22 protein-coding genes are annotated in these 22364 nt (G+C 71.2%); 17 read left to right on the top strand and 5 right to left on the bottom strand.

The annotated features are described in order from the left end of the window. Nucleotides 1–69 precede the first annotated feature (69 nt). From LIV37_RS02730 to larC, 6 genes are all read left to right on the top strand, one after another. Entirely contained in the window at nucleotides 70–1413 is a 1344-nt protein-coding gene (locus LIV37_RS02730) for an MFS transporter (RefSeq protein WP_020865562.1), read from the top strand. A gap of 164 nt (nucleotides 1414–1577) precedes the next feature. Continuing rightward, nucleotides 1578–3002, top strand: a complete 1425-nt coding sequence (locus LIV37_RS02725; RefSeq protein ID WP_020865561.1) for a lactate racemase domain-containing protein — start codon at nucleotides 1578–1580, stop codon at nucleotides 3000–3002. An 83-nt stretch (nucleotides 3003–3085) separates the two neighbouring features. Next, nucleotides 3086–3280, top strand: a complete 195-nt coding sequence (locus LIV37_RS02720; protein WP_121825886.1) for a hypothetical protein — start codon at nucleotides 3086–3088, stop codon at nucleotides 3278–3280. Nucleotides 3281–3282: 2 nt separating this feature from the next. After that, nucleotides 3283–4107 carry an ATP-dependent sacrificial sulfur transferase LarE gene (gene larE, locus LIV37_RS02715; protein WP_020865559.1) on the top strand — a complete coding sequence of 275 codons (825 nt, stop codon included), beginning with the start codon at nucleotides 3283–3285 and terminating at the stop codon, nucleotides 4105–4107. Then, nucleotides 4104–4787 carry a nickel pincer cofactor biosynthesis protein LarB gene (gene larB / locus LIV37_RS02710; RefSeq protein WP_020865558.1) on the top strand — a complete coding sequence of 228 codons (684 nt, stop codon included), beginning with the start codon at nucleotides 4104–4106 and terminating at the stop codon, nucleotides 4785–4787. The genes larE and larB overlap by 4 nt, the downstream gene beginning before the upstream one ends. After that, nucleotides 4780–6009 carry a nickel pincer cofactor biosynthesis protein LarC gene (larC, locus tag LIV37_RS02705; RefSeq protein WP_121825887.1) on the top strand — a complete coding sequence of 410 codons (1230 nt, stop codon included), beginning with the start codon at nucleotides 4780–4782 and terminating at the stop codon, nucleotides 6007–6009. The genes larB and larC overlap by 8 nt, the downstream gene beginning before the upstream one ends. Before the next feature lie 12 nt (nucleotides 6010–6021). On the opposite strand, the gene LIV37_RS02700 is transcribed toward larC, so the two are convergent. Beyond that, nucleotides 6022–6834 carry a LysR family transcriptional regulator gene (locus LIV37_RS02700; RefSeq protein WP_020865556.1) on the bottom strand — a complete coding sequence of 271 codons (813 nt, stop codon included), beginning with the start codon at nucleotides 6832–6834 and terminating at the stop codon, nucleotides 6022–6024. 68 nt (nucleotides 6835–6902) lie between these two features. Between LIV37_RS02700 and LIV37_RS02695 the strand changes: the two genes are divergently transcribed. Together LIV37_RS02695 and LIV37_RS02690 are read left to right on the top strand one after the other, a co-directional pair. After that, entirely contained in the window at nucleotides 6903–7799 is an 897-nt protein-coding gene (locus tag LIV37_RS02695; protein WP_020865555.1) for an NAD(P)H-binding protein, read from the top strand. Next, nucleotides 7796–8488 (top strand): SDR family NAD(P)-dependent oxidoreductase, encoded by a 693-nt coding sequence (locus LIV37_RS02690; protein WP_020865554.1) that lies wholly within the window; start codon nucleotides 7796–7798, stop codon nucleotides 8486–8488. Before LIV37_RS02695 ends, LIV37_RS02690 begins: the two co-directional genes overlap by 4 nt. 69 nt (nucleotides 8489–8557) lie before the next feature. Here the strand turns inward: LIV37_RS02690 and LIV37_RS02685 are convergent, their stop codons facing one another. Genes LIV37_RS02685 through LIV37_RS02675 form a run of 3 tightly spaced genes read right to left on the bottom strand, consistent with a single transcriptional unit; the run spans nucleotide 8558 to nucleotide 11006 of the window. Beyond that, nucleotides 8558–9346: an MBL fold metallo-hydrolase gene (locus LIV37_RS02685; RefSeq protein ID WP_020865553.1), complete on the bottom strand. Its 789-nt coding sequence runs from the start codon at nucleotides 9344–9346 to the stop codon at nucleotides 8558–8560. Further along, a complete protein-coding gene (locus tag LIV37_RS02680) occupies nucleotides 9343–9906 on the bottom strand; it encodes an ester cyclase (protein WP_020865552.1) in 564 nt (187 codons plus the stop codon). Before LIV37_RS02680 ends, LIV37_RS02685 begins: the two co-directional genes overlap by 4 nt. Further along, nucleotides 9903–11006, bottom strand: coding sequence for an MBL fold metallo-hydrolase (locus LIV37_RS02675; RefSeq protein ID WP_020865551.1), 1104 nt, complete (start codon nucleotides 11004–11006; stop codon nucleotides 9903–9905). The genes LIV37_RS02680 and LIV37_RS02675 overlap by 4 nt, the downstream gene beginning before the upstream one ends. 129 nt (nucleotides 11007–11135) lie before the next feature. On the opposite strand from LIV37_RS02675, the gene LIV37_RS02670 reads away from it, so the two are divergent. Then, a complete protein-coding gene (locus LIV37_RS02670; protein WP_020865550.1) occupies nucleotides 11136–11831 on the top strand; it encodes a TetR/AcrR family transcriptional regulator C-terminal domain-containing protein in 696 nt (231 codons plus the stop codon). Nucleotides 11832–11918: 87 nt separating this feature from the next. Continuing rightward, nucleotides 11919–12749: a DUF8017 domain-containing protein gene (locus LIV37_RS02665; RefSeq protein ID WP_243146416.1), complete on the top strand. Its 831-nt coding sequence runs from the start codon at nucleotides 11919–11921 to the stop codon at nucleotides 12747–12749. A 204-nt stretch (nucleotides 12750–12953) separates the two neighbouring features. Here the strand turns inward: LIV37_RS02665 and LIV37_RS02660 are convergent, their stop codons facing one another. Beyond that, on the bottom strand, nucleotides 12954–13292 hold the full coding sequence (locus LIV37_RS02660; RefSeq protein ID WP_020865548.1) for a GNAT family N-acetyltransferase: 339 nt from the start codon (nucleotides 13290–13292) through the stop codon (nucleotides 12954–12956). 441 nt (nucleotides 13293–13733) lie between these two features. Between LIV37_RS02660 and LIV37_RS02655 the strand changes: the two genes are divergently transcribed. From LIV37_RS02655 to LIV37_RS02625, 7 genes are all read left to right on the top strand, one after another. After that, nucleotides 13734–14816: an ABC transporter substrate-binding protein gene (locus tag LIV37_RS02655; RefSeq protein WP_121825888.1), complete on the top strand. Its 1083-nt coding sequence runs from the start codon at nucleotides 13734–13736 to the stop codon at nucleotides 14814–14816. A gap of 17 nt (nucleotides 14817–14833) precedes the next feature. After that, nucleotides 14834–15913: a FecCD family ABC transporter permease gene (locus tag LIV37_RS02650; protein ID WP_121826275.1), complete on the top strand. Its 1080-nt coding sequence runs from the start codon at nucleotides 14834–14836 to the stop codon at nucleotides 15911–15913. A 74-nt stretch (nucleotides 15914–15987) separates the two neighbouring features. Then, on the top strand, nucleotides 15988–16785 hold the full coding sequence (locus LIV37_RS02645) for an ABC transporter ATP-binding protein (protein ID WP_020865546.1): 798 nt from the start codon (nucleotides 15988–15990) through the stop codon (nucleotides 16783–16785). Next, on the top strand, nucleotides 16782–18191 hold the full coding sequence (locus LIV37_RS02640; protein ID WP_020865545.1) for an MFS transporter: 1410 nt from the start codon (nucleotides 16782–16784) through the stop codon (nucleotides 18189–18191). Before LIV37_RS02645 ends, LIV37_RS02640 begins: the two co-directional genes overlap by 4 nt. 38 nt (nucleotides 18192–18229) lie before the next feature. Then, complete coding sequence (gene asnB / locus LIV37_RS02635; RefSeq protein ID WP_020865544.1) at nucleotides 18230–20056, top strand: asparagine synthase (glutamine-hydrolyzing); 1827 nt, start codon at nucleotides 18230–18232, stop codon at nucleotides 20054–20056. 12 nt (nucleotides 20057–20068) lie between these two features. Then, on the top strand, nucleotides 20069–21343 hold the full coding sequence (locus tag LIV37_RS02630; protein WP_020865543.1) for a cytochrome P450 family protein: 1275 nt from the start codon (nucleotides 20069–20071) through the stop codon (nucleotides 21341–21343). 72 nt (nucleotides 21344–21415) lie between these two features. Beyond that, nucleotides 21416–22351, top strand: a complete 936-nt coding sequence (locus LIV37_RS02625) for an L-tyrosine/L-tryptophan isonitrile synthase family protein (protein ID WP_020865542.1) — start codon at nucleotides 21416–21418, stop codon at nucleotides 22349–22351. Nucleotides 22352–22364: the final 13 nt, after the last annotated feature.

Below are 22364 nucleotides of genomic sequence, written 5' to 3'. Positions count from 1 at the left end.
GCCGCCCGTGGACTCCCGCCGAAGCCACGGGGCCCTCCCGTATGCCCACTCCGAGACGAGGAGAACACCATGAGTCCCGCCACCCGACAGCCCGCGAAGTCGCCAGGTGCCGCCGTTTTCGCCTCGGTCGCGGGGTGGTCGTTCGACCTTTTCGATCTGTTCCTGCTGCTCTACGTCGCGGGGCCGGTCAGCGAGAGCATCTTCCCGACATCCAATCCGACACTCGGGATGGCCGCGGTGTTCGGCTCGTTCGCCGTCACCGTGGTCATGCGTCCCGCCGGTGCCGCCCTCTTCGGCGAAGTGGCCGACCGCAGAGGCCGCAAAAAGGCCATGGTCGTGGTGATGAGCGGCGTGGGCCTGACCACGGCGGCCATGGGACTCGTGCCGGATTACGCCGCCGTCGGTGTGCTCGCTCCCATCCTCTTCCTGACCCTCCGGGTGGTGCAGGGCCTGTTCGTCGGCGGCGTCACCGCGACCACGCACACCTTGGGCACGGAGAGCATCGGCCCGCGGTGGCGGGGGCTGATGAGCGGACTGATCGGTGCCGGCGGGGCGGGCCTGGGCGGGGCGCTGGCCAGCGTGGCGTACATCGGTGTCTCCGCGGCGTTTCCCGGCCCGGCCTTCGACGCCTGGGGCTGGCGGGTGCTGTTCTTCTGCGGGCTCGGCGGCGCGCTGCTGAGCCTGTTCGTCGCCAGGAAGGTCGAGGAATCACCGGCCTGGGAGGGAAGTGATACCGACCGGGCCCCCGAGCCGGTGCCGTTCCGTGAACTACTCCGCGGCAACGGCAAGAAGATCCTCGCGCTGAACGTCGCCGTCGCGGCCGGTGGCGGGGCGCAGTACTACCTGACGTCGGGCTTCCTGCCCACCCTGCTCAGCGAGATCGTGCCCGTCACCGAAGGCATGCGAGGGTTCATCCTCCTGGTGTCCAGCCTGGCGGTGGTGGTCGCGGCGATCGGGGCGGGGGAGCTGAGCGAACGGATCGGCCGGCGCAGGACCATGCTGGGATTCGGGCTGTGCAACCTCCTCGCCCTGCCGGCCGTGGTGTGGGCCATCGCGGCGGCCGGGGGAGAGCGCGGCGCCGTGGTCGCGGTGCTGTGCGTGCTCATGGTGATGCTGTCCAACGCGGCCTACGCGCCACTGATGATCTTCCTGAACGAGCGGTATCCGACGGAGCTGCGGGCCAGGGGAACGGCGGTCAGCTGGAACCTGGGCTTCATGCTCGGCGGGCTCATGCCGACCTTCGTCAGCCTGCTCAGTCCCGATCTCACCGATGTGCCCTCGCGGCTGGTGTTCTTCCTGGCCGGGGCGAGCCTGGTGTTCGTCGTCACGCTCATCGCCGTTCCGGAAACCCGGGGCTCGGTGTCCTTCGGCCGGCGGCCGGAACGGGCCGAGCAGGTCGGCAGCGGTCTGTGACGGGGCCGCCGCATGCGCGAGCGTGGCGAGGAGGCGTTGACAGGAGGCGTTGACAGGATGCGTTGACAGGATCTGAAATCTCGCCTAGCTTCCGATATATTGATCAACCGTCTTAAACATATGGTCCATTGAGCATGGTTGCGCCGCTTGCGAAGAGGTCGACGATGACCGGAACTTTCCACGCACGAATTCCCTACGAGTCGCTGGACCCGCTGACCATCGGCGTCATGGACGACGAGAGCAACGTCCGCCGCGAGGAACTCGGCCTCGACATCCCCGAGCGGAACTTGCTCGCGGCGGTCTACCCCGACGAACCCCCCGCGGTGAAGAACACCACCGACGAGGCGCGGCGCGCACTGGCCAACCCGGTGGCCGGGCCGAGTCTCGCGCAGTTGCTCGAGGGCGGCCGGAGCATCACGGTCATCATCGACAACCAGTTCCGGCCCACCCCGGCCTCGAAGATCCTTCCGGCCGTACTCGACGAGATCGAGCGGGCCGGTACCACCAAGGCCACCGTCATCACCGGCAACGGCAAGGTCATATCGATGTCGCAGCGCGACATCGAGCAGAAGGTCGGCCGGGACAACCTCGCGCGCATGGCCCGGCTGGGCATCCCGCTGCTCCAGAACGACCCCCTCAACTACGACGTCTACACCCACCTCGGCGTCACCTCGCGCGGCACGCCCGCATGGGTGCATGAGTCCGTGACCGGCCACGACGTGGTGATCGCGATCGGACAGGCGCAGGCCAACCACTGGGGTTACGGCGGAGGCGGCAAGCTGGTCATGCCGGGGGTGTGCGCCGACATCACCATCGAGGCCAACCACGGCAACTTCGTGATGTCGCCCCAGACGCATTACGGAGCACTGGCCGGACCGATGCGCTCGGACATCGACGAGATCGCCACGATGGCCGGCCTCACCGCGACCCTGGACGTCCTGCTCGACACCCGCGGCAAGGTGATCGAGATGAACTTCGGGGCACATCCGGTGTCGCACCGCAGGACCATCGAGCGGTTCAACGAGATCTACACCTTCGACAGCCCGGTGGCCGAAAGCGGTCCGGCCGACATCGTCATCTGCGGGGTGTTCGCGCCCACCGACCACCTGTTCTTCCACACCGGCTGGGGCTGCATGTCCGCCGACTACGTGGTGCGCGACGGCGGCACCATCATCTACACCAGTCCCTCGCCCGGTGTGCGGACCGAGACGGGCTTCTTCCCCGGCCTGGCCCTGATGGACCTGATGAAGCCCTACATGCCACCCTCCGAGGCCGGATACCACCGGCTGCTGGGGGACATCCACGCCCGTGAGATCCAGATGTGGGCGGGCTGCATCTGGGCCCCGATCTACGAGGTCATGGTGCGCAAGCACCTGACGCTGGTCACCCTCGAAGAGAACCTCGCCATGGCGGACGACATCGGCATCGACGCCACCACCTCGCTGGACGCGGCGTTCGCCGCGGCGATGGAGCGCCACGGCCCCGACGCCAAGGTGGCGATCCTGCCCTTCGCCCGCTACCAGTTGCCCCGCGATCTGGTCCGGCTGGACGCCCAGCCCCTGCGTTTCCCGCAAGAGGCGCCGCGGTGAATCCGGACGGGCCACCCCGGTCACCGGTCCGGGGCTCGACCACCATCACGGAACTGATCAGGCGGCATCCTGACGGCTCCGCGATGCGCCTGCTGTCCGCGATAGGCGTGGGCTGTGTCTACTGCGGTGGAGCCCCACGGGAGCCGATCACCCTGGCCGCCCGCCGTCATGGCCGCGATCCGGGGGCGTTTCTGCGGGTGTGCCAGGCGCTCGACGACGGGTGGCCGCCGGACGAGCTGATCGCCGCCGCGAAGGCGAAGAAACCCAAGGAGGGCTGACCGTGCACACCACCACTCCGCTGGAGGCCCTGACCGCGCGCATCGGCGCCGTCGGCAGTGCCGTCGTCGCCTTCTCGGGCGGCGTCGACTCATCACTGGTGGCGGCGGTGGCGGCGCGGGCGCTCGGGCCACGGGCGCTGGCCGTGACGGCCGTGTCGTCCGCGCTCGCCACCGGTGAGCTCGAGGGGGCGCGCTCCGTGGCCGCCTCGGTCGGTATCGCCCATGAGGTCGTCGACACCGCCGAGCTGACCCGGGAGGGTTACCGCCGCAACGACCGTTTCCGTTGCTACCACTGCAAGTCCGAGCTCTACGACCGGCTGGACGAACTCGCCGCGCGGCGCGGCTACGCGGCGGTGCTGTCCGGCGCGAACGCCGACGACATGGGCGACTGGCGTCCGGGACTGCGCGCCGCGGCCGAGCACGGTGTACGCCATCCCCTGCTGGAGGCGGGTCTCGGCAAGGAAGCCGTCCGGGCGCTGGCCCGCGACCTGTCCGTGCCCTCCGCCGGGAAACCGGCCTCCCCGTGTCTGGCCTCCCGCCTTCCGTACGGCACGGCCGTCAGCGCTCCCGTCCTCGCGCAGGTCGACAGGGCGGAGCTGGCGCTGAAGCGGCTCGGCTACGAGGTTCTGCGGGTGCGGCACCACGGCCGGCTCGGCAGGGTCCAGCTGGCCGCCGAGGAGCTCGCCCGGGTGAGCGACCCCGGGGAGCGCGCCGCGGTGGTGGCGGCCGTGCGGGCCGCCGGTTACGACCAGGTGGAGATCGATGAACGGCCCTTCCGCTCCGGCTCGTTGAACCTGCCGATCACTCCGGTGGAGCGGAGCCGGTGAGCGGGGCGCTGGGAGTCGGTGATTACGCCCGGCTCGATGTGGACCGCAGGACGCGAACGGGCGTCCCCGAGGTGGTCTTCGGTACGGGCAAGCCGCCCGAGCGGACACTGCGGCTCCTGGCCGAGCTGCGGGCGCACGACCGCACCGGCCCGGCTCTGGCGACCCGCTGCCCCGAAGCGGTCCTCGACGCCGCGGCCGAGGCGTTTCCGGGCGAGGTGGTGAGCGTCGACCGGACGGCCGCGACGGTCACCGTAGGAGAGCCGCCACCACCGGCGGGACATGCCCTGGTCCTGACCGCGGGCACGACCGACCTGCCGGTGGCCCGTGAATGCCTGGCCACGCTGACGGCGCTGGGCGTGGGCGCCGAGGTGATGGCGGATGTCGGAGTGGCCGGACTGCACAGGCTGCTGGCGAAGCTGGACGACGTGCGCGCGGCGGACTGTCTCGTCGTCGTGGCCGGAATGGACGGAGCCCTGCCCAGCGTGGTCGCCGGCCTTGTCGCGGCCCCGGTCGTCGGTGTGCCGACCAGCGTCGGTTACGGCGTGGCCACCGGGGGCGTCGCCGCCGCCATGACCATGCTGTCGTCCTGCAGCCCCGGGCTGGCCGTGGTCAACATCGACAATGGCTTCGGTGCCGCCGTGCATGTCGCGAAGATACTCAACGTGGTGTGCCATGGCTGAGCGAGCCGTGGCCGAGCGGGTCGCCTGCTGGATCGACGCCACGTCCGGGCTGGCCGGCGACATGCTGATGGCCGCGCTCGTCGACACGGGCGCGGACCAGGAGCGGGTCGCCGCCGCGGTGGCGTCGCTCGGCCTCGGCGTCGCCGTACGCGTGGAACCCGGCCGACGCGGCGGATTCCGCTGTCTGCGCGCCCGGGTCCGCGTCCCCGCGGGACCTCCGGCGCACCGGCACCTGGACGACGTCCTCGCGCTGGTCGAGTCGGCGGAGCTGGCCCCGGGCGCCAGGAGCTACGCCAGGCGGGTGTTCGAGTTGCTCGCTCACGCCGAAGGCGGTGTGCACGGAATCGACCCCACAGCGGTGCATTTCCACGAGGTGGGGGCGCTCGACGCGCTGGCCGACGTCGTGGGCTGCGCGGCGGCGCTGGACGACCTCGGGCTGCTCAGCGGAGATCCCGTGGTGACGGCATCGCCACTGGCGGCCGGAAGGGGCACCGTGCGCGCCGAGCACGGCCGGCTGCCGGTGCCCACCCCGGCCGTGCTGGGCATCGCCGCGCGAGCGGGCCTGCCGCTGACCGAGGGGGACCTGGAGGGGGAGCGCACGACCCCCACCGGGGCGGCCCTGGTCGCCGCGCTCGCCCGGCCCGGGGCGTTCCCCGCCATGACGGTGCGCGGCGTCGGCATCGGTGGCGGTTCCCGGGACCCCGCCGACCGCCCCAACATCACCCGGGTCGTCGTCGGCACCCTCCAGGAGAACGCACGCAGACCGTCCGGCGATGTGCTCGTCGTCGAAGCCACCATCGACGACCTGGACCCGCAGCTGTGGCCGTCGGTGCTCGCCGCCGTCCGGGCCGCCGGCGCCTGGGACTGCTGGACGAGCGCCATCACCGCCCGGCACGGCCGGCAGGGACAGGTCCTCACCGCGCTGTGCGACGAAAGCCTGCGGGAGGCGATCGTCGACACGGTGTTCCGCCACACCACCACGGTGGGCGTGCGCTGGTCGTCCTGGCAACGGGCCACCCTGCCCCGCCGGTCGGTGACCGTGGCCATCGGACCCGAGGGGCGACGGCAGCACATCGGCGTCAAGGTGTCCGAGGTCGGGGACGGCAGCCGTACGGTCAAACCGGAGCTCTCCGACGTGGAATCGGCCGCCCGGGCCCTGGACCTGCCGCTGCGTGTGGTGGTGGATCGGCTGATGACCGAGTTCCAGCGCCGGGGCGGGTGAAACGAAGCCCGCTCAGGCGCCCCGCAGCGTCGCGGTGGCGATCTCCAGGAAGTCGCGCAGCAGTTGCTTCTCGCGCCGGTCGGCGGCGACGGCCAGGCAGGTCTCGGCCCCCGGGGCGTCCGCGACGGGGAGGTGGACGAGGTCGGGGCGGGAGTAGGAGCGCGCGGCGCTCATGGAGATGAGCGCGATACCGTGCCCGGCGGCGATGAGCTCGAACTTCTCCTCGATCGAGGACATCGGCCGGGTCGTCGCGTCGATCATCTTCTCGCCGTCGAGGTCGGCGCAGGTGAGCTTCTCGCGGCGCGCCAGCGGGTGCGTCACGGGCATGCAGGCGACTCTGGGCTCATGGCCGATGGGGATGGTGCGCAACCCCGAGGCGTCGAAAGGCTGTCGCAGGTATGCGACCTGGGCCCGGCCGTCCCGGAGCGGCGCGTCCGGTTGCCACCAGTGGGCCGGGACGACATCGGTCTCGACGTCCGGGTGGCGCGATGTGAAGGCCCGGATCGCGGCCGACACCCGCAGCCCGGGGGAGAAGGCGACCACGAGGCGCTGGGCGCCCCGTTCGGCGTCGTGTACGCGCCGCACCGCCGCGTCGACCGCCCCGAGGATCCGCCGCGCCTCCTCATGGAGCTGCTTCCCGGCGGGCGTCAGTTCCACGCTGCGGGTCGTCCGTATGAGCAGGGCGCACTCCAACTCCTGCTCGAACGCCTTGATTTGGCGGCTGAGGACCGGCTGGGCGATGAAGAGCTGCTCCGCGGCCCGGCCGAAGTGCCGGTGCTCGGCCACCGCGGCGAAATAGCGGAGCTTGCGCAGATCGAGATCCATGCCCTCAAGGTATCAATTGCCGGGGAAGGTATTGGACGCCACAGGGCGCCCGCCCCGAGACTCACAACATGATCGTTATTACCGCTCCCACCGGCCAGATCGGCGGCCGGGTCCTGGGAATCCTGCTCAACGAGGCCCCCGAGCACGGCGAAGAACTGCGGGTCATCGTGCGCGACCCGGGGAAGCTCTCCGACGCCGTCCGCGCCCGTGTCGACGTCGTCACCGGCTCGCACGGCGACGCCGAGGTCGTCGACCGGGCCTTCGCCGGCGCGGACGCCGTCTTCTGGCTGGCTCCGCCGCACCCGCGGGCACCGAGCCTGGACGCCGCCTACTCCGGGTTCACCCGCGCCGCCGCGAAGGCGTTCACGGTCCACGGGGTCGGACACGTCGTCGGTGTATCGGCGCTCGGCCGCGGCACTCCCGCCGCCGGCCGCGCCGGGCATGTGACGGCGTCGCTGGCCATGGACGACCTCATCGCGGGCACGGGCGTGGCCTACCGGGCGCTCGCCTGCCCCAGCTTCATGGACAACCTGCTGCGGCAGGTGGCCTCGATCCGCGACGACGGCGTGTTCACCGACACCGCCGCCGCCGACCGCACGGCACCGACGGCCACCACCGGAGACATCGCCGCGGCCGCCGCCGGTCTGCTGCTGGACCGCTCGTGGACGGGGACGGGCGAGGTCCCGGTGCTGGGCCCCGAGGACCTTTCGGCGAACGACATGGCGCACATCATGTCCGAGGTGCTCGGCCGTCCGATCCGCTACCAGCGGCAGTCGCTGGAGGACCTCCGCGCCGCATTCACCGGGCGCGGCGTCGGCGACGCCATCGTGCAGGGCTACGTCGACATGATGCGCTCCAAGGACGACGGTATCGACGAGGGCGTGCGGCGCACCCCCGAGACCGCCAGTCCGACGACCTTCCGCCAGTGGTGCGAAGAGGTCCTCAAGCCGGCGGTCCAGGCGTGAGCGCCCCCAGGACCGCGCTCATCATCGGCGCGTCCCGCGCCCTCGGACTCGGCCTCGCCACCGAGTACGCCCACCGCGGCTGGAACGTCATCGGCACCGTCCGGGGCGAGCGGCGCACCGGCCTCCACGACCTGGCCGAGGCGTCCGGGGGCCGGGTCACGGTCGAGTCGATGGACATGACGAAGCCGGACGAGGTCGCCGCGCTGCGCGAGCGCCTGGCGGAGCACACGCTCGACCTGCTGTTCGTCAATGCCGCCATCACCAGGGGTAACATTCCGATCGGCGACGTACCGACCGAGATGTTCACCGAGGTCATGGTCACGAACGCGCTCAGCCCGATGCGCGTGGTCGAGTCCCTCCGCTCGCTGGTCGCCCCGACCGGAACCATCGGCGTCATGTCCTCGCGCCAGGGCAGCCTCGGCCTGAACACCAAGGGCGGCCAGGATGTCTACCGCGCCAGCAAGTCCGCCCTGAACCAGCTGATGCGCAGCTACGCCGCCCGGTACGCCGAAGCCGCGCACACGCTGCTGCTCATGTGCCCCGGCCACGTACGCACCGGACTCGGCGGACCGGGCGCACCGCTGACCATCGACCAGTCCATCCCTGGCGTGGTGGACACGATCGACCGCCACAGCGGCGAACCGGGCCTGCGATTCCTCAACCACCAGGACCAGCTCGTGCCCTGGTAGCCGTGGTAAACCAGGTAGTCCCGGTGGCAGCCGTTCGGCCCGGGTGCGGTCGGCACCCGGGCTCTTCCCTCAACCGCCCCGCATCCGTTCGTACAGGGCCGGGTCATGGGCGCAGATGATCGCCAGGTCGGGTTCCGCGCGCCGGTGCAGCTCGCCGAGGCGGGCGTGGTTGGCGCGGACCTGTTTCAGGTCGTACGCGACGGCCGCTTCCATGGCGCGCAGGGCCGCGGGGACGGGGACGCGGCCGTCGAGGGTGCCGGGGTGGTAGAAGGCGTCCCCGGCGTGCAGGATCCAGCGGGTGCCGGTGTCGACCGCGACGCAGGCGTGGCCGCGGGTGTGGCCGGGGAGGGAGACCAGGACGATACCGGGCGCGACGGAGTCGAGCTCCTTGGCGGCGGCGAACCCGCGCCACGCCTCGCCGTCCGGGCTGTGTTCGACGATGCTCGGTGCGTGGGCCCACTGGGCGGGGCGGAAGCGGAGGCGTTCCCGCCAGGAGGGGGCGTGGATCGCGCCGTGTGCCTCGGCCGCGGTGACGTGGACGGTGGCGTGCGGAAAGTCGGCGAGGCCGCCGATGTGGTCGGCGTCGAAGTGGGTGAGGACGATGTGGCGGACGTCGTCGCGGTGGAAGCCGAGCCGTTCGACCTGCCGGGCGGCGGTTTCCTCGGGGTCCAGGGCCGGTCTGATGTAGTGGCGGGCCGGGCCCACACGGCGGCCATGGGTGGCGATGTCCATGAGGCCGAAGCCGGAGTCGACGAGCACGAGCCCCTGCGCGTCCGTTTCGAGGAGGAGGACGTGGCAGACCAGCCGCGGTCCGCCGCGCAGGTGCATGGTGCCGCAGTTGAGGTGGTGGACCTTCACGACAGGTCCGCCTTCGGCGTGTTGACGAGGGCGGGGTGCGGGGTGCCGCCGGCTTCCTTCAGGAGTCCGCGCAGGCAGCGGACGGCCAGGAGCCAGTTGCGCGGGTTGCGCAGGTTCAGGCCGCCGATCAGCTGCTTCAGCAGTGTGAGGCTGTCGAAGTAGATCCGCTCGCAGACGAGGTTCTCAGCCCCGTCTCCGTCGTCGCCGAAGATGAAGTACGCGGTCATGCGGACACGGAAGCGGTTTCCGGTGGGCGGGATGGCGCCCAGCGGGCCGAGGTGGGTGCCCAGCAGCCAGAACTCGACGATCACGGCGTCGCCGCTGTGGCGCAGGGCGATGATCTCGTGGTCCTGGTCGGGGAAGGCGCGGCGGCTGTCGCGGTAGTAGCCGCGTACGGCGGTACCGCCGTCGTGGACCGTCATGGTGGGGATCAGTTCGTAGCGCGGATGCGGGAAGGTGGCCAGGACGTCGTCCCACTCCTGGCGGACCTCGTCATGGAAGTGGTCCAGGACCAGCTTCTGGCGGGCCGCGAGGATTTCGTCGCTGATCACGGTGGTCATCGGTGGGTCACTGCCTTGTGGGTGAAGGTGGGGCCGGTGCCGGGGTTGGTCCAGGCGGCGGTCAGTTCGCTGGAGGGGAAGAACTGCGGGAAGCGGGGGTCGGCCTGGGCGCGGTCGACGAGCGTCTTCTCGACGATGAGCGAGTTGTACTGCTCGGCGGTCGTCTCGATGGTGTTGGCGTTCAGTACGACCTCCTGCTGCCAGGCGCGAGCCCAGCGGGCGATGCCGGGCATGCGGGAGTGCTCGGGGGCCAGGCACTCGGCGGCGATGGCGTTCTCGCTGGACGCCCAGATGCCGCTGGAGGTGTTCAGCAGGAGGGTCTGATTGCCCAGCACATGGCCGGGAGTGGAGATGACGGCGACACCGGGGCCGAGGAGCAGCGAGCCGTCGACGGCGTACAAGGCCTCGAGCCGCACGTCCCGATAGGCCTCGGGCTGGTACCAGGGCCGCTGGAGCGGGTGGAGCTCGGACATGGCCAGCAGTTCATCCCGCTGCACGATCACCTTGGCGCGGGGGAACACGGGCTCGACCGGACCGTCGCCGAAATCCGGCTGGGGTGTGCTGGTGCCGATCCACCGGCGCAGGTCCTGGGTGTGCAGATGGTCGAAGAGGAGATAGTCGACGTCCTCGGGCGCGATGCCGAGCCGGGCCAGATGCCCGAGGACGGTGCCGTGTTCGGTGACCATCAGGGAGCGCACCGGGCCGGGTGTGCGGCGGGCCAGCGCGGCGAAGTACGGGGTGTTGCGGCCGAGTTGGACATCGCTCGGCTCGAACAGGAGCACCCGCCGCCGCCCGTCGCTCTCGGTCCAGCGGATGACGAGCATGCGGTTGGTGATGGCGAGGAACGGGGCGATGGCCCGGGAGGCGCGGAAGAGGCCGAATCTCGTGGGATAGGGCAGGGTCACCAGGTCGCAGGTGGTGACGGTGTCCGGGGTACCGGTCGCCGCGAACTCGGTACGCAGCGCCTCCGCCCGCGTACGGGCCCGTACGAGCTGTGCGCCGTAGCCGCCGGGTATGTCCGCGAGGCCGTCGAGGGTGGTGATCGGGGTGCCGAGCGTGGGCGTGCCGAGGACGTCGGTGTCCTGCCAGGCGAGTTTCATCGATCGAGTCCTTCTTCCCTGGTCAGCTCGTGAACCCAGTGCGATCGCCCACAGTGACACTTGCACTGCAAGTCTTGTGGGCCGGAACGCTAGACTTGCGGCGTAAGTGATGTCAAGGGAAGGTGACGCATGACGGCGCGAGGAACCGGCCGTGGCAGGCGGGTCGGCCTGACCCGCGAAAAGGTGATCGCGGCAGCGGTGACGATGATCGACCGCGATGGCCACGACGCCTTCTCCCTGCGCAAACTGGCCACGGAGCTCGACATCGAGAACATGTCGCTCTACAACCACGTACCGAACAAGGAGGCCCTTCTCGACGGCGTCGCCGAAGCGCTGCTGGCCGGTATCGCCTTTCCCGAGGAGACGGGCGGAAGCTGGCAGAAGCGGATCCGGGCGCACGCCGCCGCCTTCCGCGCCGCCGCCAAGCGGCACCCGAAGGCGTTCCCGCTGGTGCTGACCCGGCCCACGCAGTCACCCGCCGCCCTGGAGGCCATGCGTTCCACGCTGTCCTGTCTCGACGAACTCCGCCTGGCCCCCGAGGAGATGGTCCACGTCCTGCGCGGCTACACCGCCTTCATGGTCGGCTCGATCATGCGCGAACTGGGTTACGCCATCTATCTGGGCGCCATGGACAGCGACCAGGTCCAGCAGCGCACCGAAGCCATCGCGGCCTCCGGCGACCCGATTCTGACCGCGACCGCGCCCTATCTGGCCGACAGCGATCACGACGCGGAGTTCCAGTACGGGCTGGAGCTGATGATCTCCGGCCTGGCCGCCAAGGCCGGTGTCCGCTACGAGGCTCCCCAGCCGCGCGTATCAGCTTGATCTGATGTGTCACGAGTGGGTATCCGTCTTGCGGTGGGGCGCCCACCTGGGGATGTGCGGCGACGCGGCTCGCCTAGAGTGCCGGTCATGTCCCAAACAAAGATCTTCAAGAACCATGCTCAGCAGCCCACCTCGACGCCATCCCGGCGGATGAAGAAGACCCTGATCGCGGCCGTCGGCATCGGCATGGCCGTCGCGTTGAGCGGATGCAACGAGGACACCAGCAGCGGCACGGACAAGGACACCGGCGCCGCGGAGTCGAAGGCGCCTTCCGCGGGGTCGTCCCAGTCCTCCGCCCCGGCGAGCCCCTCGGGCGATCAGCCGTTGTTCACGGGGTGGCAGACGCAGACCTCGCAGAAGCACCACTTCCGTTACGACGTGCCCGCCAAGGCCGAGAAGTGGAAGATCCTCGACGAGGAGACGGCCCTCTCCTACACGGACAAGAACGGCCAGCCGATCGTCGTCATGACCGCGGCCGGCAACTACCGTGAGGGCGGCTGCGCGTCGAGTCCCAATCCCAAGGCCTTCGGCGAGGCGGGGAAGGGGCAGCTCGCCACCGTCGGCACCACGGGCGGCGGCAAGGACGGCACGCTCCAGGAGAACGCCCGCAACTGGGCGGGCAACTGGGGCTTCGCCGCGTACGGCGGTGCGGACCACAAGCCCAAGATCAAGGTCAGCGAGGCCAAGCCGTGGAAGCAGGGGGGTATTGAGGGCTACACCGCGACCGCCCAGGTCACCGTCACCAACCGCCCGAGCTCCTGCGTTCCGCCGAAGGCCGTCGTGCACAGCGTCGCGCAGAAGCTCCCCGACGGGACGATGCACGGCTGGGTGATCTACGCGGACCAGGGAGTTCCGAAGGCGCTGACGGACGCCCAGCTCAAGAAGATCATGAGCACCGTCCGGTCCACCGGCAGCTGACCACCGGCCGGCTGCCGGGCAGGGCGAGAGTCGTCATGCCACGGAGCCGTACGGGGGTCACCGGATGTTCGGGTGCCGGACCCGGGAACGGGTCCGGCCGCATCCGAGGTGATTCAGCCTTCAGGTGCAGACGCGCAGCGGCGCCAGGGCCCCGCACCCGGCGGATGGTGCGCCCTCCGGCCGCTGGTGCGCCCTCCTCAGCGGTCAGTCCAGCTCCGCTTCCAGCCATCGCAGGACATCGGGGGTCACGGGGTCGGTGATGTCGGCGAACTCACCGTGCTTCTTTACGAACTTGGCCACGTACGAGCAGACGGGCACGATCCGCTTCCCGGAGCCGCGTACGTCGGCGAGTGCCCGCTGGACCAACAGCGCGGCCAGGCCCTGCCCGGCGAACGCGTCGCCGACCTCCGTGTGATGGAAGACGCGCTGCTCACCGCGGTCGCGGTAGGCGGTCAGGCCGGCGCGCTCACCGTCGACGAGGATCTCGTATCGATGCCGGGCATCCATCCGCTCGACGATCGGACCGGCGGAAGGCTGGCTCATGGGGTGCCTTTCGGAGGGTGATGCGGGCAATGGGGTCGGCGGCGCGGGGCGGACGCGGGGTGATGGTGGCATGTGGCAGGGCGGGCGCGGGAGGCGGTGCCGCGTGCCTCCCTCGACGCTGCCGCAGCCCAGGCTCACTCGGTAAAGCTACCAAGACCCTGGACATGGGCCCGGCACCTTGGGGGAAGCTCACGGCGCCGCCCGCGAGGTCGTACGCCAAATGCCACGCTGCCCCGCACCCAGCCGTTTCCGAGCATGCTGCCTCCGGTACGGCGGAGCGCGCACCCCTCGACAGACCGCCCGCCCCCGGGGACGGGTCCGCGAAAAGGCGGCCCCGTCCCCGTTCGACGCGTGGGCGGGAACCGATGCCGGATCCGCCACGACTACTGAACCGGGGCGACGTTCCCTCCCCGTGTACCAAGTGGATCCAGGAGTGTTTCGATGCGTTCTCGTGTGTGGTGGGGTACGACGGCCGTCGTGCTGGGCGGCCTCCTCGTGGCGGGCTGTGGCGACGGAGGCGGCAGCGGCAGTGGGGACGGCGACAAGGCGAGTGCCGGCGCCGAGAAGCCCACCACCGGCGACTACCCGGTCACCGTCACCGACTGCGCGGGCGCCGAGACCACGTTCTCGAAGGCCCCCGAGAAGATCGTCACCAGCAACGCCTCCAGCCTGGAGCTGCTGCTCCGCCTGGGCGCCGGCGACAAGGTGCTCGGCACCGGTTTCCCGCCCGGTGAGGGCACGCTGCCCGGTGAACTCGACGCGCGGGCGCGGAAGGTGAAGGTGCTCGCCCAATCCGTGATCCCGAAGGAGAAGCTCCTCGGCTCCGGGGCGGATGTGTACATCGACACCTTCGCCTCGATGAACATGGGCGGCGGCATGGGCGACGCTCCGACGGAGGAGGAGTACAAGGCGGCCGGGATCAAACACATCTACCTCAAGTCCACCGCCTGTGCGGCGCGGAACAAGCGCGCGCTGACCGAGTTGTCCGCGGTGGAGGCCGACATCACCTCCCTCGGCGCGGTCACCGGTACGAGCGCGAAGGCGAAGGAACTCGTCGGCGGCATGAAGGAGAAGGTGGACGCCGTCCGGAAAGCGGTCGGCAGGACGGCGGAGGACGAGCGGCCGACGTACTTCTTCTTCGACTACGACGCCGGTACCAAGCAGCCCACCGCCGTCTGCGAGAGGCAGGTCGCCAATGCGGTGATCACTCTGGCCGGTGCCCGCAATGTCTTCGCCGACTGCGACGGCGACTACAAGCAGGTCGGCTGGGAGGACGTCATTTCCAGGAACCCGGACTGGATCCAGCTGGGCGTCCGTAACCGGGGCAGCCGGGCGGCGAACGAGAAGGCGTTCGACGAGGCGCGGAAGTGGCTCGAGTCGAACTCCGCCACCAAGGGCCTGAAGGCCGTCAGGGAAGGCCACTTCCTGCGCATCGGTTCCGAGCAGACCACCATCGCCGGCGTCGAGAACGCCGACACCGTCCAGAAGATCGCCAAGACCCTCTACCCGGGCAAGGTCGGCTGACCGTGCTCGACACCACGGTGAGCAGGAAGGGCGCCACCGATGGCGCCACCGAGGCCCCCGCGCGCACGCGGCGTTCCGTGCCCGCCGGGCCGCTGGCGCTGCTCCTCGCGGTCGCGCTGCTCGCGGCCCTCACAGCGGCGGTCGCCTGGGGCTCCACGTCGATCCCGCCGGGTGAGGTGTGGAGCGTGGTGTGGCGCAGGCTGACCGGCCATGCCCCCAGGCCCGGCACGAACGATCTGATCGTCTGGCAACTGCGCCTGCCCCGCGCCCTGTTGGCCGCGCTGGTGGGTGCCGGGCTCGGTCTGGTCGGTACGGCGATGCAGGCCCTCGTCCGCAACCCACTGGCCGACCCGTACTTCCTGGGCGTCTCCAACGGCGCCTCCCTCGGCGCCGTAGCCGCCATCGTCCTCGGCCTCGGCACCGGGGGCGCTCTGGGCCTCGGCCTGTCCGGTGCCGCGTTCGCGGGAGCCCTGGCCACCTTCGCCCTCGTCTGGGTGGTGGCCCGGCGCGGCGGGGGATTCGCGCCGCTCAGACTGGTGCTCGCCGGGGTGGCCATCGGGCAGTTCCTGTCCGGCTTCACCAGCTACCTCGTCCTCCAGGCCGGGGACGAGCAGCAGACGCACAGTGTGCTGTTCTGGCTCATGGGCAGCCTGAGCGGCGCGAGCTGGCCCCTGCTGGCCGCCCCCGCGGTGGCGGTTCCGGCGGTCCTGCTGCTGCTCCAGGCCCGGGCCCGAGGGCTCAACGCGCTGCTGATGGGTGATGAGACGGCCGCCGGGCTCGGCATCGACGTCGTACGGCTGCGCCGTGAGCTGTTCGCGGTCACCAGCCTGCTCACCGGCGTCCTCGTCGCGGTCTCCGGGGCCATCGCCTTCGTCGCGCTCATGGTCCCCCACGTCTGCCGTCTGGTCGTCGGCGGTGACCACCGTCGCCTGCTGCCCCTGTCGGCGCTCTTCGGCGCGCTGCTGCTGGTGGTGGTCGACCTCGTGTGCCGCACGGCCATGGACACGCAGGAACTGCCGGTCGGGGTCGTCACCTCGCTGATCGGCGCTCCGGCGCTGCTGTATCTGCTGGACCGGCGGTTGGGGAGCGGGAGTTGAGGACCGGACGGAGGGCGGGAGACGCGGTCCTGCCCGGGGAAGTGGGAGCCGGGGACGGACCGGGGGAGCGCCGGTTGAGGATCGACATCGAGGGCCTGAGCGTCGCGTATGCTGGGCGCACGGTCGTGGCCGGTGCCCACCTCATCGCGGCCGCGGGCGAGATCACCGGCCTGGTCGGGCCCAACGGCAGCGGCAAGTCCACGATCCTGCGGACCGTGTACCGGCACCTGAAGCCCGCCGCCGGGCGCGTGCTGCTCCAGGGCACCGACATCCGCGAGCTGAGCCCCGCCCGGTCGGCCCGGCACATCGGGGCCCTCCCGCAGGAGCGCGGTGCGGACTTCGAGCTGACCGTGCGTGAGGTCGTCGCCATGGGGCGCACCCCCTACAAGCGGGCGTTCGCCGGGGACGACGCCGCCGACCGGGACATGGTCGCCCGTGCCCTCGCCGATGTCGGCATGGCGGACCACTCCGCCCGCCGCTACACCGAGCTGTCCGGCGGCGAACGCCAACGCGTGTTGCTGGCCCGCGCGTTCGCCCAGGCGACGGACGTCCTGGTCCTGGACGAGCCGACGAACCACCTCGACCTCCGCCACCAGGTCGAACTGCTCGCCCTGCTGCGCGGCCACCGTCGTACGACCCTGGTCTCGCTGCATGACCTCAACGCCGCCGCTTCCGTGTGCGACCGGCTCCACGTCCTGCACGAGGGCCGGGTGGTCGCCTCCGGCGCACCCCGCGACGTGCTGCGGCCGCCCCTGCTGGCCGAGGTGTTCGGCGTGCGCGCGGCCGTGATCGAGCACCCGCTGACCGGGGACCCGCTGATCGCCCTCGACCATCGCGAAAACGCGGTGGTTGGCCAGCGGGAGGGCGCATGACGGACGACACGTCCGGTGCGGAGCGGCCCGGGGACGTACCCGAAGTGCACGACCGCTGGCTCCTGGTGTCAGTTGCGGGCGTGCTGTCGTTCGTGGCGATGCTCGACATGAACATCGTGAACGTGGCGCTCGCGGACATCTCCGAGGGCCTGGGGGTGTCGGACGCGGCGGCGCAGTGGGTGGTCCTGGGCTATCAACTCCCGGTCGTCGCACTTCTGTTGCCCGTCGGCCGGTGGCTCGACGGCATGGGCGTCCGCCCCGCGCTGCTGGCCGCGACCGCCGGCTTCGGGCTGTGCAGCGCGCTCGCCGCCGCGTCCCCCTGGGCGTCGTGGCTGATCGCCGCCCGGATCGGACAGGGCGCGTGCGGCGCGGTGCTGTTCGTGCTGATGCCGGTGCTGGCGGTCCGCTCCGTGCGGCCGGAACTGCGCGGGCGCGCGATGAGCGTGCCGGCGACCCTCGGCCCCCTGGGCGCCGTCATCGGACCGGCGGCCGGAGGGCTGGTCCTGGACCATCTGGGCTGGCGCTGGATCTTCCTGGTCAAGATCCCGCTCTGCGCGGTGGCGCTGGCGGTGGTGTGGCGGGCGATGCCCCGGTCCGGGCGCCTGAGCCGCCCGGACCGGCGCTCCCTTGCCGATACGGCCCTGGTGGCCACAGGCGTAACGATCCTGCTGCTGTCCCTGACCCTGGTCTCCGACGCACCCGCCTGGCTCACTCTCGCCCTCGTCGCCGTACCGCCGCTGTGGTGGTGGCTGCGCGGCCCCGGCGGCCGTCCGGTGACCGATGTGCTGCGGGCCGCCGGGCTGCTGCGAGTGCACGGCGCGGTGCTGGCGCTGGCGGTGGGCTTCGCCGCCATGCACTACGTGGTCGCCCTGCACCTCCGGCACGACGAGGACGTCAGCGCCACCACCACGGGCCTGACCGTGCTCGCCTTCCCCCTCGGCATGGGGCTGGCGGGCCCCCTCGGCGGACGGCTCGCCGACCGCTACGGTGCCAGGCCCGTCGCGGTCACCGGTGCCGCCCTCACCGCCACCGGGCTGCTGCTGCTCGTCCTGCCGGGCGACGGCTGGTCCCCGCCCGAGGTGGCCTGGCGGCTGGTCCTGGCCGGACTCGGCATGGGGCTGACCGGCGGACCCACCCAGGCCCTGGTCATGGGCGCCGCTCCGCCGGGCCGCACCGCCACGGTCGGCTCCACGGTTCAGCTCGCCCGCAGCCTCGGCTTCACGCTCGGCCCGGCTCTTGCCACGGCGGTCTGGAGGCTGACGGGCCAGGACGGCGGCGCACGGACGGGCCTGGTGCTGGCCGCCACCGCCGCCTGCCTCGCCGTGCCGCTGCTCGCCCTGCCCGCCCGGGGCGCGGCGAACCTCCCAGAGAACGCCACCGACACGGCACCCGCCGCACCCCGCTGAGCCATCGATCGTTAAGCCCTCACCGAGGAGTCGTACCCATGTGCGGAATCACCGGCTGGGTGTCCTTCCACCAGGACGCCCGCACCCAGGCCCCGGTCATCGAGGCCATGACCGCCACTCTCACCCCGCGCGGGCCCGACGCGGGCGGAGTCTGGCTCGGCGAGCACGCCGCGATCGGCCACCGCCGCCTGGCCGTCATCGACATCGAAGGCGGCGCACAGCCGATGACCGACCGGCCGGATGTCCCGGCGAGCGTCCTCACCTACAGCGGTGAGATCTACAACCACCATGAGCTCCGCGCCCGACTGAGAAACCTGGGACACGAGTTCCGGACCCGCGGTGACACCGAGGTGGTGCTGCGCGCCTACGCCGAGTGGGGCGAGGCGGTGGCCGACCACCTGGACGGCATGTTCGCGTTCGCCGTGTGGGACGAGCGGAGGCGGCGGCTGCTCCTGGTCCGCGACCGGCTGGGTGTCAAACCCCTGTTCTGGGCCGCCATCGACGGCGGCCTGGCCTTCGCCTCCGAGCCCAAGGCGCTCTTCGCCCACCCGGAGATACGGCCGCGGGTGGACGCGGACGGGCTGCGCGAGGCGTACAGCCTGCTGTTCAACACCGGCCCGACGGTGTGGTCGGGCGTACGGGAGGTCGAGCCCGGCGGCCTGCTCCTGCTGAACCGGCACGGCATCCGCGAACGCCGCTACTGGCAACTGGAGGCCGGCGCCCACCCGGACGACCGGGACACGACCGTCGCCCGCGTGCACGACCTGGTGAGCACCGCGGCCCGCGCCCAGCTGGAGGCCGACGTCCCGCTGTGCTCCCTGATGTCCGGCGGCATCGACTCCACCGTCCTGACCGCCCTGCTCGCCGACGAACTGCGCCTGCGCGAGGGCCCGGACGCCCGCATCCGCTCCTACGCCGTCGACTACAGCGACCAGGCCGAAACCTTCACCGGCGACGTCCTGCGCACCGGCCACGACACCCCGTACGCCACGGAAGCGGCCGCGTTCATCGGCACCGATCACAGCACGGTCGTACTGGACCCGCGTGCTCTGCTCGACCCCGAGCACCGCAAGGCCGTGGTCGTGGCCCGCGACTCGCCGATCGGTGTCGGCGACATGGACACCTCCCTCTACCTCCTCTTCGGGGAGATCCGGAAACACTCCACCGTCGCGGTGTCCGGTGAGGCCGCCGACGAGGTCTTCGGCGGCTACCCCTGGTTCCACGACCCCAAGGCGCTCGCCGCGCCCACCTTCCCCTGGCTGCTGGTGACCGGCGACGAGGCCGCCATGCCGCTCAACCCCGAACTCGACCTGAGAATCGGCGAGTTCCGCGACGACACATACCAAGCCGCCCTGGCCGCCGTACCGCACCTCGAAGGCGAGTCGGAGACCGAGCACCGGCAACGCGAGATGCAGCACCTGTCGCTCACCCGCTGGCTGCGCCAGCTACTGCACCGCAAGGACCGGCTGAGCATGGCACAGGGCCTGGAAGTGCGCGTCCCCTACTGCGACCACCGGCTCGTCGAGTACGCCTTCACCTCCCCATGGGCGCTGAAGAGCTTCGACGGCCGGGAGAAGAGCCTGCTGCGCGCGGCGGGCACGGGGCTGGCGCCCGAGTCGGTGCTGCGCCGGCCCAAGAACCACTACCCGGCCACCCACCACCCCGACTACAACCGCGGCCTGCAGGACATGGCCCGCGACGCACTCGTCGATGACCGGGTCCGCTCCCTCGCCGACGAGACCCGTATCAAGCCCTGTCTCGACACCGCGCCCGATCAACTCCGCTGGGGCCACCGGCTCCGCCTCGAACGCGTCGTCGACCTCGCCCTCTGGCTCGACCACCACCAGCCCGACCTCGCCCTCTGAGGAGCGCCCCCCATGACCCTCCAGGAACCTCTGCCCGCCATGGACGCGGACCGCCCGGGCGAACCCCTGCCCGACCCGGTCCCGCTCATGGGCTGCCCGTACAAGGCCGACCCCTATCCGCTGTACCAGCGGATGCGTGAGAGCGGTCCGGTCCATCGCGTCCTGTTCCCCAGCGGTGTGCACGCCTGGCTCATCACCGGTTACGAGGCCGCCCACGCCGCGCTGAACGACGACCGCCTGGGCAAGAACCACGACCGCGGCAACGACCACTGGCGCGCCCGTGCCTCGATCATGCCCGAGCCACAACACTCCCAGCTCCAGGTCCACCTACTGCACCAGGACCCGCCCCACCACACCCGGATGCGGCGCTTCGTCACCGACGCCTTCACCCCGCGCCGCATCGAGCGGCTGAGGCCCCGTTTCCAGGAGCTGGCCGACGCCCTCGTCGACGCCCTCCCGGAAACCGGTCCCACGGACCTCGTCACCGGCTTCGCCGCCCACTTCCCGTTCCGGGTCCTCGCCGAAGTGATCGGCCTGTCACCCGAGTTGGCCGCCCGTTTCGACCGCGACTGGGGCAAGGTCGTCCAGCCGGTGGGCCCCACCGACCCCGGACGCCCGCTGTACGAGTCCCGTCTGCACGGACTGCAGGGCTATATCGCCGACGTCGTCGCCCACAAGCGCGAACACCGGGAGGACGACCTGCTCAGCAGCCTCGTCGCGGCCCGCGACCGACGAGAGCTGTCGCCGGAGGAACTGGACTCGATGATCTTCCAGCTCCTCGTGGCCGGACAGGAACCGGTCACCAACCAGATCACCACCGCCCTGATCGCCCTCTTCCGCCACCCCGCCGAGCTCGCCCGGCTGCGCGACGACCCCGGTCTGACGCCCCGCGCGGTCGACGAACTCCTCCGCCACGACAGCGCCTTCGAGCTGACCACCTGGCGCTTCCTCGACCAGGACGGCGACCTGCACGGTACGAGGATCCCGGCCGGTGACTCGGTGATCATCTCGCTGTGCGCCGCCAACCGTGACCCGCGCCGCTTCCCCGACCCCGACGCACTCGACCTCGACCGCTCGCCCAACCCCCACCTGGCCTTCGGCCACGGCATCCACTTCTGCCCCGGAGCCGCCCTCGCCCGAGCCGAGCTCCGGATCGCCCTGGACACCCTCCTGGCCCGCCTGCCCGGACTGCGCCTGGCCATCGACGACGAGGACCTCGAGTGGATCCCGGCGGTCCTCGGACGGGGCACCAGCCACCTGCTCGTCGGCTACGACCGGCGCATATGACGCGGCACGCCGAGGCGCCATACGGCCATGCCCGCATGCCCGCGTCGCACCCCTTCACGGAGGACCCCATCCATGCCGCCGACGACCACGCCGGACACCCGCTCCACGAGCGGCATCAGCGCCGCCATCCTCAACCTGCTCCTGCCGCACCACCGCACGGCCGCCGCCGTGCCCGGGGGAGTGATGGCGTTCCCGCACCAACTGCGCCAGATCGCCGGGTTCGTACGCGCCGGAGAACCCGTGGTCTTCACCCTGCCCGGCTTCCCGTGCAAGTCCCCCAACCCCGCCAAGGTCCTCGGCCACCTCCCCGACCAGGGCGAACGCCTGTCCCTCGGCTTCCTGAACACCCTGTGCGAGGAGATCGAGCGGATCCACCCGCCGGGCGCCCGCGTGATCATCTGCTCCGACGGCCATGTCTTCGGCGACCTCATCCGCGTCCCGGACGACCACATAGACGCCTACGCGGACGCGCTCGGACACCTCATACGGGAGGCGGACCTGCGCCGCCTCTCCGTCTTCGACCTGCGCGATGTGCTGGGTGACCTGCCCCACGGCGCCAAGCGCGCCCGGGTGCACCAGGGTTACGCCCCCACCCTGGAGGCGCTGCGGGCGGAGGTCCGCTCCGAGGGCGACACCCTGGCCCTGTACCGGGGCATCACCCGATTCCTCGTCGACGACACCGCGGACTTCACCGGCACCCGCTCCGCCCTCCAACGCGAATGCCGCGAACGCGCCTACGGCGTCATTCAGCGCAGCCGCGCCTGGGGCGACCTGATCGCCGAACACCACCCTCGCGCCATCCGGTTGTCCATCCACCCCCAGCCCATCGGCGCCCCGAAGTTCGGCATCCGCCTGCTCGACGTTCCCGACGTCTGGACCACCCCCTGGCACTCCGCCGCCCTGCACCGCACCGACGGCACCTGGACCCTCCTGCCCCGCACCCGCGCGGAACAGCTCGGCCGCCTCATCCACCGTCACGGCAGACCGAGCCATTACGAACAGGGCTGAACCCGCACGAACT

The organism is Streptomyces rapamycinicus NRRL 5491, assembly GCF_024298965.1.
Lineage (GTDB): Bacteria > Actinomycetota > Actinomycetes > Streptomycetales > Streptomycetaceae > Streptomyces > Streptomyces rapamycinicus.
The sequence above is the reverse complement of the archived record's forward strand: the minus strand, read 5'-3'. Positions and strand labels throughout refer to the sequence as shown.

Bases quoted from the DNA above. Each gene is read 5' to 3' on its own strand.
- LIV37_RS02730 (WP_020865562.1), top strand. From the start codon at position 70: ATGAGTCCCGCCACCCGACAGCCCGCGAAGTCGCCAGGTGCCGCCGTT.
- LIV37_RS02725 (WP_020865561.1), top strand. From the start codon at position 1,578: ATGACCGGAACTTTCCACGCACGAATTCCCTACGAGTCGCTGGACCCG.
- LIV37_RS02720 (WP_121825886.1), top strand. From the start codon at position 3,086: ATGCGCCTGCTGTCCGCGATAGGCGTGGGCTGTGTCTACTGCGGTGGA.
- larC (WP_121825887.1), top strand. From the start codon at position 4,780: ATGGCTGAGCGAGCCGTGGCCGAGCGGGTCGCCTGCTGGATCGACGCC.
- LIV37_RS02700 (WP_020865556.1), bottom strand. From the start codon at position 6,834: ATGGATCTCGATCTGCGCAAGCTCCGCTATTTCGCCGCGGTGGCCGAG.
- LIV37_RS02695 (WP_020865555.1), top strand. From the start codon at position 6,903: ATGATCGTTATTACCGCTCCCACCGGCCAGATCGGCGGCCGGGTCCTG.
- LIV37_RS02680 (WP_020865552.1), bottom strand. From the start codon at position 9,906: ATGACCACCGTGATCAGCGACGAAATCCTCGCGGCCCGCCAGAAGCTG.
- LIV37_RS02675 (WP_020865551.1), bottom strand. From the start codon at position 11,006: ATGAAACTCGCCTGGCAGGACACCGACGTCCTCGGCACGCCCACGCTC.
- LIV37_RS02670 (WP_020865550.1), top strand. From the start codon at position 11,136: ATGACGGCGCGAGGAACCGGCCGTGGCAGGCGGGTCGGCCTGACCCGC.
- LIV37_RS02665 (WP_243146416.1), top strand. From the start codon at position 11,919: ATGTCCCAAACAAAGATCTTCAAGAACCATGCTCAGCAGCCCACCTCG.
- LIV37_RS02660 (WP_020865548.1), bottom strand. From the start codon at position 13,292: ATGAGCCAGCCTTCCGCCGGTCCGATCGTCGAGCGGATGGATGCCCGG.
- LIV37_RS02655 (WP_121825888.1), top strand. From the start codon at position 13,734: ATGCGTTCTCGTGTGTGGTGGGGTACGACGGCCGTCGTGCTGGGCGGC.
- LIV37_RS02640 (WP_020865545.1), top strand. From the start codon at position 16,782: ATGACGGACGACACGTCCGGTGCGGAGCGGCCCGGGGACGTACCCGAA.
- asnB (WP_020865544.1), top strand. From the start codon at position 18,230: ATGTGCGGAATCACCGGCTGGGTGTCCTTCCACCAGGACGCCCGCACC.
- LIV37_RS02630 (WP_020865543.1), top strand. From the start codon at position 20,069: ATGACCCTCCAGGAACCTCTGCCCGCCATGGACGCGGACCGCCCGGGC.
- LIV37_RS02625 (WP_020865542.1), top strand. From the start codon at position 21,416: ATGCCGCCGACGACCACGCCGGACACCCGCTCCACGAGCGGCATCAGC.